The sequence below is a fragment of the Cobetia sp. PDI-23MA genome (genome assembly GCF_059507735.1).
Window position 1 is genome coordinate 1,053,144 of record NZ_CM183352.1, and the last position, 18,380, is coordinate 1,071,523.

Annotated in this window: 15 protein-coding genes; 6 read left to right on the top strand and 9 right to left on the bottom strand. The window is 62.6% G+C overall.

Translation table 11 applies throughout. The features are described 5' to 3' along the window. Positions 1-26: 26 nt before the first annotated feature. From relA to ppc, 3 genes are all read left to right on the top strand, one after another. Positions 27-2,291: a GTP diphosphokinase gene (gene relA / locus AC5WNJ_RS04535; protein ID WP_176676457.1), complete on the top strand. Its 2,265-nt coding sequence runs from the start codon at positions 27-29 to the stop codon at positions 2,289-2,291. Next, positions 2,288-3,262, top strand: coding sequence for a nucleoside triphosphate pyrophosphohydrolase (mazG, locus tag AC5WNJ_RS04540; RefSeq protein WP_495930494.1), 975 nt, complete (start codon positions 2,288-2,290; stop codon positions 3,260-3,262). Before relA ends, mazG begins: the two co-directional genes overlap by 4 nt. Before the next feature lie 332 nt (positions 3,263-3,594). Beyond that, positions 3,595-6,243, top strand: a complete 2,649-nt coding sequence (ppc, locus tag AC5WNJ_RS04545) for a phosphoenolpyruvate carboxylase (protein WP_495930495.1) — start codon at positions 3,595-3,597, stop codon at positions 6,241-6,243. Positions 6,244-6,359: 116 nt separating this feature from the next. On the opposite strand, the gene AC5WNJ_RS04550 is transcribed toward ppc, so the two are convergent. The 8 genes from AC5WNJ_RS04550 to AC5WNJ_RS04585 all read right to left on the bottom strand — a co-directional run bounded on the left by AC5WNJ_RS04550 (position 6,360) and on the right by AC5WNJ_RS04585 (position 14,027). After that, positions 6,360-7,406 (bottom strand): asparaginase, encoded by a 1,047-nt coding sequence (locus AC5WNJ_RS04550; protein WP_495930496.1) that lies wholly within the window; start codon positions 7,404-7,406, stop codon positions 6,360-6,362. 102 nt (positions 7,407-7,508) lie between these two features. After that, positions 7,509-8,168, bottom strand: a complete 660-nt coding sequence (gene pcp / locus AC5WNJ_RS04555) for a pyroglutamyl-peptidase I (RefSeq protein WP_176676461.1) — start codon at positions 8,166-8,168, stop codon at positions 7,509-7,511. 76 nt (positions 8,169-8,244) lie between these two features. Further along, positions 8,245-9,156: a DUF979 domain-containing protein gene (locus tag AC5WNJ_RS04560; protein ID WP_495930497.1), complete on the bottom strand. Its 912-nt coding sequence runs from the start codon at positions 9,154-9,156 to the stop codon at positions 8,245-8,247. Continuing rightward, positions 9,153-9,926, bottom strand: a complete 774-nt coding sequence (locus tag AC5WNJ_RS04565; RefSeq protein ID WP_253062631.1) for a DUF969 domain-containing protein — start codon at positions 9,924-9,926, stop codon at positions 9,153-9,155. Before AC5WNJ_RS04565 ends, AC5WNJ_RS04560 begins: the two co-directional genes overlap by 4 nt. Positions 9,927-10,187: 261 nt before the next feature. Next, on the bottom strand, positions 10,188-11,477 hold the full coding sequence (locus AC5WNJ_RS04570; RefSeq protein WP_495930498.1) for an MFS transporter: 1,290 nt from the start codon (positions 11,475-11,477) through the stop codon (positions 10,188-10,190). A gap of 226 nt (positions 11,478-11,703) precedes the next feature. Further along, the gene (locus tag AC5WNJ_RS04575) at positions 11,704-12,318 is read right to left on the bottom strand and encodes a hypothetical protein (protein WP_495930499.1); all 615 of its coding nucleotides are present in this window, start codon (positions 12,316-12,318) and stop codon (positions 11,704-11,706) included. 250 nt (positions 12,319-12,568) lie between these two features. Next, on the bottom strand, positions 12,569-13,183 hold the full coding sequence (locus AC5WNJ_RS04580) for a CBS domain-containing protein (RefSeq protein WP_495930500.1): 615 nt from the start codon (positions 13,181-13,183) through the stop codon (positions 12,569-12,571). Between the two features lie 343 nt (positions 13,184-13,526). After that, positions 13,527-14,027 (bottom strand): hypothetical protein, encoded by a 501-nt coding sequence (locus AC5WNJ_RS04585; RefSeq protein ID WP_495930501.1) that lies wholly within the window; start codon positions 14,025-14,027, stop codon positions 13,527-13,529. Positions 14,028-14,606: 579 nt separating this feature from the next. On the opposite strand from AC5WNJ_RS04585, the gene AC5WNJ_RS04590 reads away from it, so the two are divergent. From AC5WNJ_RS04590 to AC5WNJ_RS04600, 3 genes are all read left to right on the top strand, one after another. After that, positions 14,607-15,926, top strand: coding sequence for a GGDEF domain-containing protein (locus AC5WNJ_RS04590; protein ID WP_253062646.1), 1,320 nt, complete (start codon positions 14,607-14,609; stop codon positions 15,924-15,926). A gap of 87 nt (positions 15,927-16,013) precedes the next feature. After that, positions 16,014-16,649, top strand: coding sequence for a hypothetical protein (locus AC5WNJ_RS04595; RefSeq protein ID WP_495930502.1), 636 nt, complete (start codon positions 16,014-16,016; stop codon positions 16,647-16,649). A 369-nt stretch (positions 16,650-17,018) separates the two neighbouring features. Beyond that, positions 17,019-17,558, top strand: coding sequence for a glycine zipper 2TM domain-containing protein (locus AC5WNJ_RS04600; RefSeq protein WP_253062650.1), 540 nt, complete (start codon positions 17,019-17,021; stop codon positions 17,556-17,558). A gap of 117 nt (positions 17,559-17,675) precedes the next feature. Here the strand turns inward: AC5WNJ_RS04600 and AC5WNJ_RS04605 are convergent, their stop codons facing one another. Then, complete coding sequence (locus AC5WNJ_RS04605) at positions 17,676-18,374, bottom strand: PqiC family protein (RefSeq protein ID WP_495930503.1); 699 nt, start codon at positions 18,372-18,374, stop codon at positions 17,676-17,678. Positions 18,375-18,380: the final 6 nt, after the last annotated feature.

Sequence of the window (18,380 nt, forward strand, 5' to 3'; positions counted from 1 at the left end):
GGCAAGTAATTCAAGGACATAGGGTCATGGTCAAGGTGCGCGAAGATCAGCCGCTGACCGATAGCGGTGGTGTGGACATCCCGGTGTGGGTCGCGCGACTGCGCGAGGAAGTCCCGTCGGTGAATGCCGAGGTCATGGTGCAGGCCTGTGAAGTGGCGCTCAAGGTGGCACGCGAGGCGGACGCCCGCGGTGACAAGCCGTGGCGCGAGCCGCTGCGCAGTTTCCGTTTCAGTCTCGAGATGGCCGACATCCTGTCGGAACTCAAGCTTGACCAACCGGCACTGGTCGCGGCCGTGCTCTATCGCGCGGTACGTGAAGGGCATCTGGGGCTTGAGGCCATCGAGAAGCATTTCGGCAAGGAAGTGGCCCGCCTGATAGATGGCGTGCTCAACATGGCCGCCATCAGTCAGCTGCAGGCGCCGAGTCATGGCATGGCGCAGCATGACCAGCAGGACAACCTGCGCAAGATGCTGGTGTCGATGATCGATGACGTGCGCATCGCGTTGATCAAGATCGCCGAACGTACCGTTGCCCTGCGTCACGTCAAGGATGCTCCGCGCGAGAAGCGCATGCGCGTGGCCAGAGAAGTCTTCGATATCTACGGGCCGCTGGCGCACCGCCTGGGCATCGGTCAGCTCAAGTGGGAGCTGGAGGATCTGTCCTTCCGCTACCGCGAGGAGGATGAATACAAGACCATCGCCAGGCAGCTGTCCGAGAAGCGCCTGGAGCGTGAGCACTACATCGCCGATCTGCTGGTCGAGTTGCGCACCCTGATGAGCGAGCAGGGCATCAAGCACTTCGATGTCGCGGGCCGCGCCAAGCACATCTACTCCATCTGGCGGAAGATGAAGATCAAGCGCATCGCCTTCTCCCAGGTGTATGACGTGCGCGCGGTACGGATTCTGGTCGGCACAGTCAGCGATTGCTACACGGCGCTGGGGATCGTCCACTCGCGTTGGCACCACGTGCCGCATGAGTTTGACGACTATATCGCCAACCCCAAGAAGAATGGCTACCAGTCGCTGCACACTGCGGTGGTGGGACCGAGCAACAAGGTCATCGAGATCCAGATCCGTACCTTCGACATGCACGAGGAGGCGGAGCTGGGCGTATGCGCCCACTGGCGTTACAAGGGCCACGATGTCGGTCACAAGAGTCGCAGTTACGAAGACAAGATCGCCTGGTTGCGTCAGGTGCTCGAATGGCAGGACGAAGTCGGCGAGAACGGCGGCCAGGAGGCGATCCGTCAGGGGCTGAGCTCCGACGTCGCGCCGGACCGCATCTACGTCTTCACACCGGAGGGGCATGTCATCGACCTGCCCAAGATCGCGACGCCGATCGACTTCGCCTACCGCGTGCATACCGAGGTCGGCCATCGCTGCCGGGGGGCCAAGGTCGACGGTCGCATCGTGCCGCTGACCTACAAGCTCAAGACCGGCCAGCAGGTCGAGATCCTGACCGCCACCAAGGGTGGCCCGAGCCGCGACTGGCTCAACCCGAATCTGGGCTACGTGCGCACCTCGCGGGCCCGCGCCAAGATCCAGACCTGGTTCAAGCTGCAGGCACGCGATCAGAATGTCGATGAGGGCAAGGCGCTGCTCGAGAAGGAATTCTCGCGGCTGGCGCTGGAGAACCTCGACCGTGACAAGCTGGCCAACGCCGTCAATTACCCGACGCGTGATGACATGTACGCCGCCATCGGCGCGGGCGATCTGCGCGTCGGCCAGGTGCTGCATCAGGCCCAGCAGCTGTTCGGTGATACCGATGATCAGGAGCAGCTCGAGCGTCTGCTGCGCCAGCGCAAGCCGCAGGGCAAGGAAAAGCCTGACGCCGTCATGGTGCTGGGGGTCGGCAATCTGAAGACCACCATGGCCAACTGCTGTCACCCGGTACCGGGCGATCAGATCGCCGGTTTCATCACCCAGGGGCGCGGCGTGACCGTGCACCGTCAGGACTGCCCGAACCTGATCCAGTTGCGCTCGGACGAGCCGCGTCGCATCGTCGATGTCGACTGGGGCCAGCGTTCGCGCAACCAGTATCCGGTGGATATCGAGATCCAGGCCTGGGACCGCTCCGGCCTGCTGCGTGATGTCACCAACGTGCTGAGCGGCGACAAGGTCAATGTGCTGTCAGTGAACACGCGCACCGATCAGCTCGACAACATCGCCACCCTCAAGATCACGCTGGAAGTCGAGAATCTTGATGTGCTGGGGCGCGTGTTCGCCCGCATCCAGCAGCTGCCCAACATCATCGACGTCAAGCGCCTGCGGGTCGGGGGCGACAAGGCATGAGTCGCCGATTCGATGCCAGTGTCGATGTCGATGTCGATGCAGGCAGGCAAGCCGATACGCGCTACACCCTCGATGACTTGCTGACCCTGATGGCCGTGCTGCGTGATCCGCAGTACGGCTGCCCCTGGGACAGCCGCCAGGATTACGCGAGTCTGGTGCCGCATACCCTGGAGGAGGCCTATGAGGTCGCCGATGTCATCGAGCGCGCCGCGGCCGATGCCAGCGTGCTCGAGGAGTTGCCGGCGGAACTGGGTGACCTGCTGTTTCAGGGCGTCTTCTACGCCCAGATCGCCAGTGAGCAGCAACACTTCGATTTCCACGACGTGATCCATGTGCTGACCGAGAAGATGCTGCACCGCCATCCGCATGTCTTCCCGGATGGCACCCTCGCGTCGCGCCGCGAGGGTATCGCCACTCATGAGGTCGATGAAGTCTCGCTCAATGCCCAGTGGGAGTCGCTCAAGCAGCAGGAGACCGCTGACGCGCCTGTCAGCCAGACTGCCGGCGACAGCGTGCTGGATGGCGTGCCACTTGGTCTGCCGGCGCTGACGCGGGCGGCCAAGCTCTCCAAGAAGGCCGCGCGTTCGGGCTTTGACTGGCCGGACACGAGTGGCGTGCTGGCCAAGATCCGTGAGGAGCTCGGCGAAGTCGAGGAAGCGCTGGCCGAGGGCGATACGGCCCATGCGCGTGAGGAGGTCGGGGATCTGCTGTTCGCGGTCGTCAATCTCGCGCGCACCCTCAAGGCGGACCCGGAGCAGATGCTGCGCGCTACCAATGCGCGCTTCGAATCATGCTTCCGCCATGTGGAAGCCGCGATCGCAGGGCAAGGGCGCACGCTGGAAGAGGCGTCGCTTGCCGAGATGGATGCGCACTGGGATGAGGCCAAGCGCCAGGAGCGTGCGGCTGAGCAGGCGCGGCAGGGCGAGGGTGCGACGTCAGCCGCACGCCCAGTGACGCCGCTGGTTCGGTGATGGAGCGTCGTCGCAGCGTATTGGGAAAAGGGCATCTGGAAAAATGTAGTAAGTTTACGCGATAGTCGGATTGTGGAGCCGAGGCCCGCGGTCGTATGCTGAGGGGAAGCGATCAGGACGCGAGTCTTGTCCTGCTTTCCGGTCTGCTGCGCCGCGGGTCTTTCCGTTTCGCGCCAGTGTCTTCACCAGCGCCAGGCCGGTGTCTTCCCTCAGCCGGTTGTCATCAGGTGTCTTTGCGCAATGAGGGAATCTGTTGTCAGCTATCTGACTGTGTGCCCCTGGTGACAGGGGAAGATGACCGCGGCAGCACCGTCACTCCCAAGGAGGGTTTCATGAGTCACGACTTGCATGAATCGTTGCGCGATAACGTGCGTATTCTCGGTGACAACCTCGGCCAGACCATCGCGGCCGACCTCGGCGATGACTTCGTCGCACGCATCGAGCGCATCCGTGCCCTGGCCAAACAGGGCCAGCAGGGCGATCAGGCCGCCCGGCATGAGCTCATCGACTATCTGCGTGATCTGCCGGACGCCGATCTGCTGCCCGTCACCCGGGCGTTCAACCAGTTCCTGAACCTTTCCAACATCGCCGAGCAGCACTACCGTGGCCGCTTCAAGCGCGTCGAGGATTATCGCCCCGGCAGCCAGCCGGACCTCGGCGAGCTGATCACGCGCATTCGCGAGCGGGGCTTCAGCGCACAGAAGATCGTCGAGGAGCTCTCGGCGATGCGCGTCGAGCTGGTGCTGACGGCGCACCCGACGGAAGTCATCCGCCGCACCCTGATCCAGAAATACGATGCCATCGAGGGCTGTCTGACCCAGATGGAAGGCGCCTGTGATCGCCCGGAACAGGCGACCCTCGCGCGTGCGCGCCTCACCGAGCTGATCAGCCAGGCCTGGCATACCGACGAGATCCGTCACGAGCGTCCGACCCCGGTGGATGAAGCCAAGTGGGGCTTTGCCACCATCGAGAACTCGCTGTGGCAAGCGGTGCCGGACTTCCACCGTCAGCTTGACGAGATGACGCTGGACGCCGCCGGTGAGCGTCTGCCGCTGGACGCCGCACCGATCTGCTTCGCCTCCTGGATGGGCGGTGACCGCGACGGTAACCCCAATGTCACCGCCAGCGTGACGCGGACCGTGTTGCTGCTGGGTCGCTGGATGGCAGCGGACCTCTATCTGCGCGATCTCGAACAGCTCAAGTCGGAGCTGTCGATGTGGAAGTGCACGGCTGCCCTGCGTGCCGAGGCCGGCGATGTGGCTGAGCCCTATCGCGAGATCCTGCGCCGCCTGATCCTGCGCATGGAAAGCACCCGCGACTGGGCCAAGGCGGGCCTAGACGGCAAGCGCCACGAAGGTGTCGACATCATCGAGACCCGTGAGCAGCTGTATACGCCGCTGCTGGCCTGCTACCGCTCTCTGTGCGACGTGGGGCTGGACACCATCGCCAATGGCGCTCTGCTCGACACCCTGCGTCGCGTGGCCTGTTTCGGTGTCACCCTGACCAAGCTCGATATCCGCCAGGAAAGCACGCGCCACGCGCAGGTCTTCGATGAACTGAGTCAGACGCTGGGGCTGGGCAGCTATTTCGAGTGGGATGAGCAGCAGCGCTGTGACTTCCTGAGCAAGGAGTTGGCTAGCCGTCGCCCGCTGATCCCGCGCCATTGGGAATGCTCCACCGACACGCGCGAGGTGCTGGATACCTTCAAGGTCATCGCGCGCGAGCATCGCGAGGCGCTGGGCACCTACATCATCTCGATGGCCGGTCAGGCCTCCGATGTGCTGGCGGTGGCACTGTTGATGAAGGAGATCGGCGGTGATGTGCGTCTACCGATCGCGCCGTTGTTCGAGACGCTGGATGATCTGGACCGCTCAGGCCCCGTCATCGACACGCTGCTGAGCATGCCGATCTATCGCGAGCAGGCCGGTGACCGTCAGGAAGTGATGATCGGTTACTCCGACTCCGCCAAGGACGCCGGTCAGCTGGCGGCCGCCTGGGCACAGTATCGCGCCCAGGAAACGCTGGTGGAAGTCACCAAGCGTCACGGTGTCGAACTGACCCTGTTCCACGGCCGTGGTGGTACGGTCGGTCGTGGCGGCGGCCCGGCGCATGCGGCGATCCTGTCCCAGCCACCGGGCTCGGTGACCGGCTCGCTGCGTGTTACCGAGCAGGGCGAGATGATTCGTTTCAAGTTCGGCCTGCCGGACATCGCCAGTCGCTCGATGGAGATCTATGTCTGCGCGGTGCTGGAAGCCAGCATGCTGCCGCCGCCGGCGCCCAAGCCGCAATGGCGCGACGAGATGGATCGCCTGGCCGGTATCGCGCACAAGGCCTATGTGGGCGTGGTGCGTGAAGACCCGAACTTCGTGCCGTACTTCCGCTCGGTAACACCGGAGACCGCGCTGGCACACCTGCCGCTGGGTTCGCGCCCCGCCAAGCGTCGTCAGGATGGTGGCGTCGAGACGCTGCGTGCGATCCCGTGGATCTTCGCCTGGACCCAGATTCGTCTGATGCTGCCCGCCTGGCTGGGCAGTGGCGAGGCCTTCGCCACGCGCATGCAGGAAGCGGGCGGCCTGGAAGTGCTGCGCGAGATGATGAACGACTGGCCGTTCTTCTCCACCTATGTCGACATGCTGGAGATGCTGCTCTCCAAGGCCGATCTCTCGACGGCGGCCTACTACGAGCAGCGTCTGGTCGATGAGCCGGCCCTGAAGGCGCTGGGGCAATCGCTGCGTGATCGTCTCGAGCGCCTGGAGAAGGTGGTGCTGGAGATCCGCGATCAACAGGCACTGCTTGAGCATATGCCGTTGATTCGTCAGGCTATCGATGTGCGCAATCCTTACATCGACCCGCTGCATGGTCTGCAGGCCGAGCTGCTGCAGCGTAACCGCGACGCCGATGGCGCCATCTCCGCCGAGCTGTCACGCGCGCTGATGGTGACCATGGCCGGTATCTCGGCTGGTCTGCGCAACACCGGTTGAGGAGCGATTGACGCCATCGCACGTTGGCGAGTCGCTAATCGTCCGCACGAAAAAAAGCCCCGACAGGCTGGCCTGTCGGGGCTTTTCGTTGTCATTAAGCCAATGAGGTCATCTCGCTACAGCAGGCCGCTCGCACGCTCGCCGACCAGTGGCATCAGGAAGCGCTCGCGCTGCCAGTCCTCATCCTGATCGAGCGCCACCAGATGCAGCAGTTTGGTGAAGGCCGCCTCCAGCGTCATGTCATCGCCTGACAGCGCGCCGACGGTGGCCAGTCCCGCACCGGCCGCATAGTGACCGATAGTGACCGGCCCATGCGGACATTGACTGATACCGGCCAGCAACTTGCCTTCGCCGCGTGCATCGGCCAATACCTCCAACAGCTCGCTGTCCTCCGGCAGATTGCCGCTACCCCACAGCTCCAGCACGGCGCCCTTGACCTCCGGGCGCATCAACTGCACACGCACGCTCTCGGCGCTGATGCCGGGGTAGAGCGGCAGGCGAATGATGCTGTCCTTGCCGAGGCGGGCATAGTCGGGCAGCTCGAAGGCGGGGCCTTGGTCATCCATCAGGCGGCCGGGGTAGAGCACGACACGGTCATCGACCCATTCGCCCAGCAGTGGTGCATTGGGCGTGGTGAAGCCGCGGTGGTCCTGGGTGTACCACTTGCGGGTGCACACGCCACGCAGCAACTGTCCGCCAAAGGCGACCACGACTTCATTGAGGGTCGGCTGGGCGGCGGCGGTGAGTGCCAGCTCGACATTGCCCAAGGCGTCACTGTGCTCGGCTTCCAGCGGCAACTGTGCGCCACTGATGATCACCGGACGCGCGGTGCCCTTGAGCTGGAATGCGAGGCTGGAGGCCGTCCAGGCCAGAGTATCGGTGCCCTGCAGCACGACGAAGCCATCGAAGCTGTCGTAGGCATCCGCGATCTGGCTGGCGATGGTGTGCCAGTCCGCCGGTGTCGCGGAGGAGGAGTCGATCAGCTGCGGAAATTCGCGCAGGGTGAAGGCGGGCAGACGGCTACGACGGCTGGGAGGCAGCTGTTCCAGTGCTGCACGCAGACGTGCATCGAAGTCACCGGCAGGCACCAGTCCTTGCTCACTTTCCACCATGCCCAGCGTGCCGCCGGTATACAGCACCAGGATGTGCGTCTCGGGAGTCATCGTGTCCACCTGCCAGAAATGGGAAAGCCGGCATTGTAACGCATGCCGGCTTGCAGGGGAGCTGTCGGAGTCGGGCGTTCAGCCGCGACGCACGGGAGGTGCTCAGCTGATATTGCCGCCGCCGATACGCGCATCCTCCTGATGGGACATGGCGCTGACGCACATCACCCGTACGCCTTCGAGCATGCTTTCAAGGCTCATGGTCGGCAGGCGGCCATCGATACTCTGCTCGGGCAGCGCCGGGATATGCACGAAGCCGGAGCGGATGGGGCTATCCGCCAGATGGCGCTGCACCCCATAGAACAGGTGGTTGCAGACGAAGGTGCCTGCCGTGTAGGAGACGCTGGCGGGAAGGCCCGCTGCCTGGAGGTCGTTGACCATCGCCTTGATCGGCAGGGTGGTGAAGCAGCCATCCGGGCCGCCAGCTTCGATGGGCTCATCCACCGGCTGGTGGCCGCCGTTGTCCTTGATGCGATAGTCATCCAGGTTGATGGCGACCCGCTCCGGGGTGATGGCGCTGCGACCACTGGCCTGGCCGAGCATGATCACGGTGTCAGGGGCGTGCTGGCCGATGGCCTCGATGACGCTGTCAATCGCGGCGTAGCGTGTCACCGGCACCCGGCAGGTGATGATCTCGAAGCGCTCATCGGGCTGGCCTTGCATGGCCAGTCTCTGGCCATCCAGTTGCTCGATGATCTTGAGGGCAGGATTGACGCTATCCGTGCCGAAGGGCTCGAAGCCGCAGAGTAGCAGACGACGCATGAGGAAATTCCTTGGCTGGCATCGATCACCGCGGGTCACTGCTGGCGGTGATCGATGCGCGGGTAAGAGTGGGAGATCAGAAGGCCAGCAGCAGCATCAGGCTGATGTTGGCGGCCAGCATGACCAGCGCAGGCAGTATCTGTGCGCGAATGATGTGGTAGCGGTCATCCAGTTCCAGCAGGGCGGCCGGCACGATGTTGAAGTTGGCGGCCATGGGCGTCATCAGCGTGCCACAGTAGCCGGACAGCATGCCCAGCACGCCGACGATGGCCGGGTTGCCGCCATGCAGCGCGATGACCAGCGGATAGCCGATGCCGGAGGTGATGACCGCAAAGGCCGCGAAGCCGTTGCCCATCAGCATGGTGAACACGGCCATGCCGACGCAGTAGGCAATCACGCAGACGATCAGGCTGGTGTCCGGCACCACGCTCGAGACCAGCCCGGCGATGGTCTGGCCGACTCCGGCCTGATCGAACAGCAGGCCAAGGGCGGCCAGGAATTGCGGCAGGATGGCGGCCCAGCCGATGGCATCGGCCAGGCGGCGACCTTCCTGCATGCCGGTCGCCGGGCTCTCGCGCAGCAGCAGCAATGCCACGGCAAAGGCCAGTACCGTCGCGACGCCCAGGCCGACCAGCGCACTCTGGCCTGTCGTGAGGGTGTAAAGGAAGGTGCCGACCGGAATCACCAGTGCGGGGATGAACAGGCGCGACCCGAGACGCTTGCGGCGCGCCTGACGCGCCTCATCGCTCAACTGGCCGTAGTGGCCGAGACCGAGCTGGCCGGTGGCGGCCAGCAGCGCCAGCGCCAGCATGGCAAGGCCGACCACGACATCGGGCAGCCACTGGCCAAATGCCAGGCTGATGCCGAAGATCAGCCAGAAGGCACTGGTGCCGAGTCTGCGCGGATGATCACGATCGGTGAGCGTCAGGACGGCAAAGGCCATGATGGCGAAGCCGGTAATCAGGTAGAGAGCGTCGATACCGTTCATGAGTGGCTCTCCGTCGCAGAAGTGGTGAAGGTGCCCTTGCCCGGTGTCGCGTTGGCCTGGCCCGAGGGATTAGGGTATTTCTCGCGCAGCAGCTGATGTTCACGGCGAATGCGCGCGTCCAGCCGGCGGCAGAGCACGAAGACCACCACCAATGACACCAGCGCGGTGGGAATGGCATACAGCGCCATGTCGGCCAGGCTGACGCTGGCGCCGCTCTTGTCGAGCACGCTCTTGATCAGCAACAACCCGCCTGAAGCCACGAAGATCAGCTGACTGAAGAAGTTGCCGAAGTTCTCGCTGACGGCATTCAGAACGCGTATGCGCTGGCTCAGGGCCTTGAAGCGTGGCGAGCTCAGCGCCTCTTCGGGGAGATCACGTTCGGCGGCGCCGACTGACATCGGGGCGACCAGCGGCCGGATCATCGCCGGGTGGCCACCGAGCTGCAGGCCGAAGGCGTTGGTTGCCTTGCGCAGCACCAGGTAGCTGAAGGAGATGCGCCCGGCGCTGGCGGCCCGCAGTTTCTGGACCAGATGCTCGGCCTGATCGCGCAGGCCATTGCGCTCGAGCAGCCCGATCACCGGCAGGGTGATGATGAACAGCGAGACGGCGCGGTTGTCGGTAAAGGCCTGACCGAGCGCGGCGAGAATTTCAGTCGGTGACATGCCGGCCACCAGGCCGGAGGAGAAGCCTGCCACCAGCACCACCAGCAGCGCATTGAGGCGCAGTGCCAGGCCGATGACGATGATGGCAACGCCGATCAATGACAGCATGAGGTGTCTCCCGAGCAGGGGGAGGACAATCGGATCCTTTCGAAGGACATGAGCCTGTGCCTCTGGGTGTGAGCTTGTTGTTATGCGGGGCTCGTTGCGAAGCGGGTCGAACATTGCCTGGCCGGTGACCATTGCAGAGCAGTTCGACATGGCGAGCTGTTCGAACATGGCGGGGCGCAATGTTCGTTGCTTTACAAAGAGAGCTCAAAGGGTAGAGCGACACCAGAGGAATCCAAATGAGACATTCGGAATATATAAATTTCAACGACATGTAGTATCGACAAAATCCATCATGCAGGCATGAATGACAGATAATATTGATACCTTGGTGGGCCTTGCCTCACTCTGTGGGGGAGATGTCAGCCGTCGACCACTTCGGTGCTGCCATCCTCGCGCAGGCAGATACGGCGACGTCTGCCGACCTGGAAGCCAAGCATGGCGGCACTCAGCAGGATCAGCGCGAACAGCGATGCGATCACGCGCAGATCGGCCGTGATTTCCAGCAGAATGCCGACGGCGAGTGGCCCGAGAGCGGCCAGCATGTAGCCGGTGCCTTGTGCCATGCCGGAGAGGGCGCCTGCCAGACGTGCATCGGAGGTGCGCAGCACCAGCAACGTCAATGCCATCGAGAAGCTGCCCCCCCTGGCCGAAACCGAGCAGCACGGCGAACAGCCAGCGCAATGACAGCGGCCCGATCATCAGTCCCAGTAGGCCGATGGCGGTACAGGACAGCAGCAGCAGGATGGCGGGGCGCTGGTCGCGCCCCATGCGGCCGATCACGGGGGCCAACAGGGCGGTAAGCACCTGTGCCATCACCGAGGCGGCCATCAGCCAGCCGGATTCGATATCGCTCAGACCGCGTTGCTGGAGCAGGAAAGGTAGCCAGCCAAAGACGATATAGGCCAGGGAAGACTGGCAGCCCATGAAGAAGGTGACCTGACGGGCCAGCGGTTGATGCCACAGGCGAGGGGTAGCCTGCTGATGGCTGGTGGTCATCTCTGGCCACGGGTGGGGCATGCTCAGGCGCCAGGCGGGAAGCGCGATCACTACAAGCAGCGCCCAGCAGGCCAATGAGGCTTGCCAGCTGTCGAGAAGATTGGCCAGTGGCACGCTGAGTCCCGCGGCCAGCGCAGCACCAAGACATAGCGCCATGGTGTACACGCCGGTGAACAGATCGGCTCGTTCAGGATGCTCACGCTTGACGATGGCGGGCAGCAGGGTGCCAGCGACGCCGATGCTGCCGCCACATAACAGGGTGCCGAGATAGAGCAGCAGTGCCATGTCACTGGCCCGCAACCACAGGGCGATGCCGAGAATGACCAAGGCAAGGCTGAGGGTGCGCTCAACCCCCAGGCGGCGGGCCAGGCGCGGGGCCAGTGGGGCGAACAGCCCCAGGCAGACGACGGGCAGTGTGGTGAGAAGGCCCGCTGCCAGCGTGCTCAGGCCCAGGTCCTGGGTGATGCGATCCAGCAGGGGTGCCAAGGATGACAGCGCCGGACGCAGGTTCAGGGCGACCAGAATCAGGATGAGCAGGAATAGGAATGCTGGCATTCGGCGCATGAGGAAACCTGAACGAGAGGACAGGTCTGTGAGAATACCGGCATATGCTCAAGCTGTCTTGCCTCGAACCGGTCTTCCTCCAGTAGGTCTTCCTCGAGCCGGGCCCTGGACAGCAGAACGCCCGGCAATTGCCGAGCGTTCTGTCTCAATGTATCTGTCTTGAGGTGCTTGCGCTCAATGCCCCGTGGTGATGGGCCGCTTGCCGGTACCGGAACGATCAGTATTTGGGTTCAAGCTCCAGCTCGTGTGCCGGGCTATCGATCCTTTGTGCTGCCGCGCGTTGACGCGTCATGGCACCGTCGGCATGCACGTCGTGGCCGCGGGGAGCGACATTGCGCCATGCGGGCGTCTTCTGCAGGCGCCCGGTATTGGCGCGTACCGTATTGGAGACCGGCTGGCGACTCGCCTTGGCGCGAATCAGGGTCATGTCCTCGGTGCTCAGCAGCATGCCCTGGGGCGTGCGCTCCAGCACGAGGTGCCCACTGAAGTGCCAGCAGCGCATGGGGGTATGCGCGACGCGATAGCGATGACCCGCCACCTCCAGTGAGATGGCTTCCTTCGGCTGGCAGCCAAGGGGGTGCAGCGTCACTTCCTCCAGCAGCACCAGACGATTGAAGTCGTCCGGCTGAAGTACCTGGTTGCCATCATGCATGCGCACCGGGAAGGCATGGTTGTCACGCTGCAGCTCACGCCGCTTGTGACTGACGCTGCCGTTGCCTTCCAGGATGCCAGCACCACACACATGCACGAGCTCGCCATCAATCTGTTTGATGACAAGCACCTCGACGTGGCGCTGCTTGAAAAGATGATCTCGCAGTGAGCGTAATGGCATGGCTGAAATCCTCATCTACACCATCCGTTGGCTGAGCATATCCGTCAGAGCCCGAGTCATCTCTCTGACCGACAGGCGCTGCCATGCTGCCTGCCAAGTGATATCTCGCTCTGATAGCCACATCATACGCCGTCTGTGAGCATTTTTCCCGAATCAAGCTCCAGTCCGAGGATAAATCATCTTGTCATGGCACGTTTTCATGACAGCTCGGTCAGGCAGATGACTGAGAACACTGCATCCCCGAGTCGGGTCACTCGTACTTGCCCAGCACGGCCCGGCAGATATCAGCGAAATTGCGTGCTTCCGGCGGATGTTCCAGATCGAGCCCCAAGGCCTTGCCGACGCGGGAGGCGGCGACCAGACCGCGCACGCTCGGCTTGCCACCGTCGCCCTGCTCGGTTACCAGCAGGTGGGATTCGCCGCTCTGACGCAGCGTCTCGACCAGGTCCCCGACGCGGGCGCGCTTGAGCACGGCGAGAGGAATGCCCTGCAGCTCCGCGCGAGGTATCTGCACCATGTCGGTAGTGACTTCGTCGCGCTGGACATTGAAGCGGGTCATGGCGCGCATCACGACTCGGCCACCCTGCAGCTCACGCGAGGTCACCACACCGGTGAAGGTGCCATCATGATCGTGTACCAGCAACAGGCGCACCCCGGCCTGTTTCATGGTCGCCAGTGCCTGACCGATGGAGGCGCTGCCCTGAATGCTGCGACCGGCAGTAATGGCAAAGTCCGTCACCAGCTCACTGGCCGGGCTATCCATGGTGATGTTGCCGATCGGCTGCAAAGGCAGACGAGCGGAGGTGACATGAGAGAGCGTTTCGACGTCGAGGGTGTGGTAAGCCGACGGTGCAATGGCATTCATGGACTGACTCCTGTAACCAGATAACGAGCATGTTCTGCGTACTATGAGTCAGGTGAGGGCCAGGAGTTTTCTGCACGATGGGTAACTTCAGGTTGCTACTGTCGCAACAGTGACAGGAATTTCGATCTATCAGGTCAATATCTGCCGCTGTCGGTGCGAGGTAGGAAATAAATAGATTCCATTTCGGAAACAAATACTCCTCCGGCAGGCCGGAATTGGCATGAGTCAGCAGTTTCCTTGCTCCTGACGGTAATGATGCCCACTGCACGAGGCGAGTGGGCATCATTGAGCCGATTCAGGGAGTTATCCCTTCATCAGGGGCTGGCGTACACGCCCGGGTGCGTCACACCCACTGCTTGAGGTCGCCGCGTACGGCATCCAGGAAGGTGATGAAGTCCGTCTGGTCATCGGCGTCGCAACGGTCCACCTTGCAGGCCAGCTTCATCTTGGTGCCGGCGACGATTTCGTCATACACCTCGAGCGTGAGTTTCTCGACGCTGGCATCGGCGGGTTCCTGCTCGCCATCCAGCAGGCTGAACGTCGTCATCAGCGTGCCGCGAAGACGCGTGGTGCCGCCTTCCGCGACCACTCGACGCACCTTGAGCCAGCCTTCGCGCACCATGAGCTCCCCCTGTGAATCGCGTTGCTTGTAGATGGTGCGATAGCATGCATTCTCGGAGGCGCCCTTGGCGGCCATGCTTTCATAGGCCTTGATCATGCGTGTCGCCATGGTGCCAGCTTCGGCGATCTTGCGGCGGGCAGCACGATGTTCACGTTCCAGGCGGTCTTGCTTGGAGAAACGCTGCCACAGGTGGAAGTCGCGTGTCAGAGTGGTCGCGTCCATTACAGTCTCTCTTCTCTAGAAGCGGCGGGGAAAAGTGGGTGGCGGCTATTGCCATGTCCAGGCGCCGATGGTGTCACGAAGGCGGGCGATTGTCTGCCCGGTTCTTGCTTCAGACGTCAAGGAGGGCCCGAGTGCCAAGTGGTGTGGGGCATGCAGGCTGGCGACGAGATGTCAGTATTGCCATGCTCAAGAGTACTATTGACTGGTCACGGGCTTTTTCCAGCCCGGTCATCATCACGACTGAATCTAGGGCTTAAATCTTCTCTGAACTACTCTGCAAGTCACCCACAAGGCCCGCTTTGTGAGAATCTGCGACTGCTGATCCTCGAGATTGCTGATGCTTCACGCTCAGGCGCCTGCTACGTGAGCCACGTCGCCGTGATGGGATTGCCAGTCTCGCAGGGGAGAATGCCTAGTATGCGTGAATCATATGCCTGACTGCGCTGCATGCCTTGAAGGATACGCAATGAAAAAGGCCGTCACGTTTCATACAGCAGCGTGAGATAGAATAGACAGGCAATATCATCAGGTAGAGCACAGCGGAGGCACACGGGAAGTGCCGTAAATGAGGAAGGAATCATGGCGAAAGCAGATCGCCGTCGCAAACCGGGAAGTCGGCTGGGTGTCTTGCGCACGGTCAACATGAAGTGGCGGTGGCCAGCTCCGGCGGGGCTGGCCGAGCGGCACCTCGCGCTTTATCAGTTGTTCATGTGGATCTATATCAGTGCGCTCGGCTGCCAGCTGGGCTACTTCGCTCTGCTGGGTCTGCAGCCTTATCCGCAGCCAGTGGTGATCAATGTCATCGGCGTCCTGCTCAACGTCCTGGCCATCCTGTTCCACCGCAAGGGCTACATGAATTCCGCGTTGCTGTTGCTGGTGGTGCCGATGTCAGCCAAGGCGGCATGGTGGGAATACCAGTTCGGCGCCGAGGGCGGCTTCGAGTATTTCCATATCGTCGCCATCTTCTTCATCTGTATCGCGTTCCTGTCACGCATTCAACGGCTATTGTTCAGTGGTGTTCTGCTGCTGTTCTATATCGGCTCCCAATATCTCACCAGCCCGGTCTATATCGTCTCCTACGAGTTCATGTCGCTGGCCAGTGTCGTCAACCTGATGATTTCCGTCACCTTCATCGCGGTGGTGGCCGTTCAGATCGGGTGGGAGGCTGAGCAGCGCGAGAAGCGCTACCGTCGTGACTTGCGCCATGACCAGTTGACGGGGGCACTGTCTCGTTTTGCCTTGCTGGAAGAGGGGCCGCGTCTGTTGAGCCGTGGTGGCCTGGGAGTGTTGATGATCGATGTCGATCACTTCAAGGCCATCAATGATACCCAAGGGCATGCGATTGGCGATGAGGTGCTGATAGAGCTGACGCAACGACTGCGTCACCATCTGCGCGGCAGTGATCAGCTGTGCCGCCAGGGGGGAGAAGAGTTCGTGGCGCTGTGCCCGACAGATGACAGGGATGGTCTCAAGCACGTCGCCGAACGTCTGCTGCTATCGATCAACAGTCGTGCCTTCACGCTGAGCAATGGGCAGTTGTTGCGGGTCACCATCAGTATCGGAGCGGCCCAGGGCGGGCCAGCGGCATGTGCGGAATCGCTGTTGCCTGATCTTCTGCAGCGTGCCGATCAGGCCATGTACCGTGCCAAGCGCGAAGGGCGCAATCGGGTGGTCACCGTCTGGGATGCGCCCGATCACGGCGCAGCCAGCCTTGATCAGATCGAGCCGTCTGATCACGACCACCGCCCCGACCGCGACAGGCTGGCCATGCCAGGCATGCTGCCACCGGACACTTCGGGCGATGGATCAGGCGAAGCAGCCTCGATCCCCAGCCGCTCTGATGTCAATGACCATGACGATGTGCAGACCGCCGATGAGGTCTATCAGTGGAAGCGCTGACGCAAGGATGATGGCTTTGCCATTTCACCTGATTGGGCGTGATATCCATGCATGATCCACGCTCTCACCAAGCGGAGAGACAAGCTGATGATGGATTCCTGTGGCAGCGTTTCACGCCGGTTGTCGCGCCGGCTCTTGCGGGGAATGCTGGTGACGGCGTTGGTCAGTGGTATGCCGCTTGCGGCGGTTCAGGCGGAGGAGTCGCCGAATGCTGCAGCGTCTTCGAGTGACGGGCAGGCGCCTCGGGCGCAAGTGATTGCCGACCCGGCGACACCCTCTCTGCCGCCTGCCGCCAAGGCCAGCAACAGCATCTTTCGCTGTGTTCAGGCAGGGGTGCCCACCTGGCAGCAGCAGCCTTGTCAGCAGGGCGATGCCCCCGTCACGCTGGATGATTCGCTGACGGTGGTGCCCGCCGCTGACGTGATAGAGAACACCTCTGGCGAAGACCCGACCGCACAGCGCCTGGCGCGTGAGAAGGAGCGTGCCCTGGCAGCACGTGAGGAGAGTCAGCGCCAGTACCGCATCCGTTCAGCGCTGGATGATGGCTATCTGGTGCAGGGCATGAGCGAGGCTCAGGCCATCTCGTTGCTGGGCAAGCCCAGTGATATCAGCGAGACGATTGCCGATGACACATCCTGCCGTCTGCTGAATTGGTGGGAAGATGTCCGCGTGCAGTTCTGCAACGATGAAGCCGTGTCCATCACGGCCAATCAGCGGGACTGAGTGACTTGCGGTCTGGGCCATCAAAGCCAGGGCCGGTGCGAGCTGAAACGCTCGCACCGGCCCTGTTCGTTCTGTCCGACTCGTACAGTCCGAGTCTGCGCCAGGGCGGTGAATGGGGTTTTCTCACTGCATGCCTACCCACCAAGGAATTGCTAATATAAAGCATGATCTAGCGTAGAAATTGGCTTTTCCATGCCCGATGTTGCGAAATGGCGACGATCGGGTGGTGAAGTTGCCACATTACCGATGTTTGTCGAACAGTGTTAGATTACTCCCCGAACGCAGCGGCAAGCCCCTCAAGTCTCATCCAGAGGCGGGGCTGACGGCCGACGAGCCAGGCTGCAACACTATTCGGTGAGGAGAACACGCATGAACAAGTCCATCCTGATTGGCGCGATCGTGGCTGCACTGGGTATTGGTGGTGGAGTGGCGATCGGCAGCTATACGGCCAGCAACTCAGGCCCTGAATATGCCGATATCGTGGCGGTGGATGCCGTGACGGAAACCGTGACCACTCCGCGCGAGGTCTGTCACAACGAGACCGTGACGCATCAGGCGCCCAGCAAGGACACCCACAATGTCGTCGGCACGGCGGTCGGCGCGATCGTCGGCGGTGTGGTGGGCAATCAGTTTGGCGGTGGCAATGGCAAGAAGGTGCTGACAGCCGCGGGTGCCGTGGGTGGCGGTTATGCCGGCAACCAGATACAGAGCCAGATGAAGAAGGGCGACACTTACACCACGACCGAGCAGCGCTGCGAAACGGTGCAGGACGCGTCAGACAAGGTGGTCGGCTACGACGTCAAGGTCGACATGGGGGATGAGACCCGCACCGTGCGTCTCGAGGCCAAGCCGGACGTGAAGCGCTTCGAGATCCGTGATGGTGAGCTGGTGCTGCCCCAGCAAGGCTGAGGCCAGATAGCAGCCAGACACGAAGCCCCCCGACGGAATCCGCCGGGGGGCTTCTTTTTTGGACATTCAGCTTTCTGGGTATCTTACCGTGCTCTTTTCTATCAGGCCGTCGGGTCGTCAGCTGGCATCCGCCGTGGCGGGCAGTGCCTTGGCGATCTCACGCGCCAACTGCTCGCCGGTCACACGCCAGCCTTCGCCCAGACTATTGACCAGCGCTGGATAGCCGTCATCCGTCAGGGGAGTCAGCGTCTGGATGTCGCCTTCCTCCAGTATGCTGCCATCCACGCCGCGCAGACGCCAGCGACCGGTGATGACGGATTGGCCATCATGGCGGCCGATGAAGCGATCCAGGCTGACGCTCAGGCGTGCGCCCTTGAGGCCGCTCAGGCTGGTATCCGCGATACGGTACTGGCTCAGCGGCTGGGCGGGGCTGGCTTTGAGCTGCGTCAACAGCTGGCGGGTCAGCATGTCCTGCAGGTCATCGGCCCACAGGTTCTGGCTGGCCTGTACCAGCGTGATGTCGTCCGTCTGATAGACCAGGCTGCCGCCTTCCAGGTAGCTGGCCAGTTGCACCGGCATCACTTCCAGCAGGGGGGCATCGGCGGCAATACTGCGCTGTGCGGCACTCGCCTGTGTCGTTTGTGGCAGTAGATAGGCGCCACCGGTGGCGGCAGTCGTGCAGCCCGCCAGTGTGCCGAGCATCAGCAAGCCTGCCAGCAGGCCGCCGAAGCGGCCCTTGTGCGACGTTGAAGTGCGCGGCGAGGCAGACGCGCTGCACGCTTGCGGCATGGCGGCTGTGCGGGTCGAGAGACTCATGGCTGT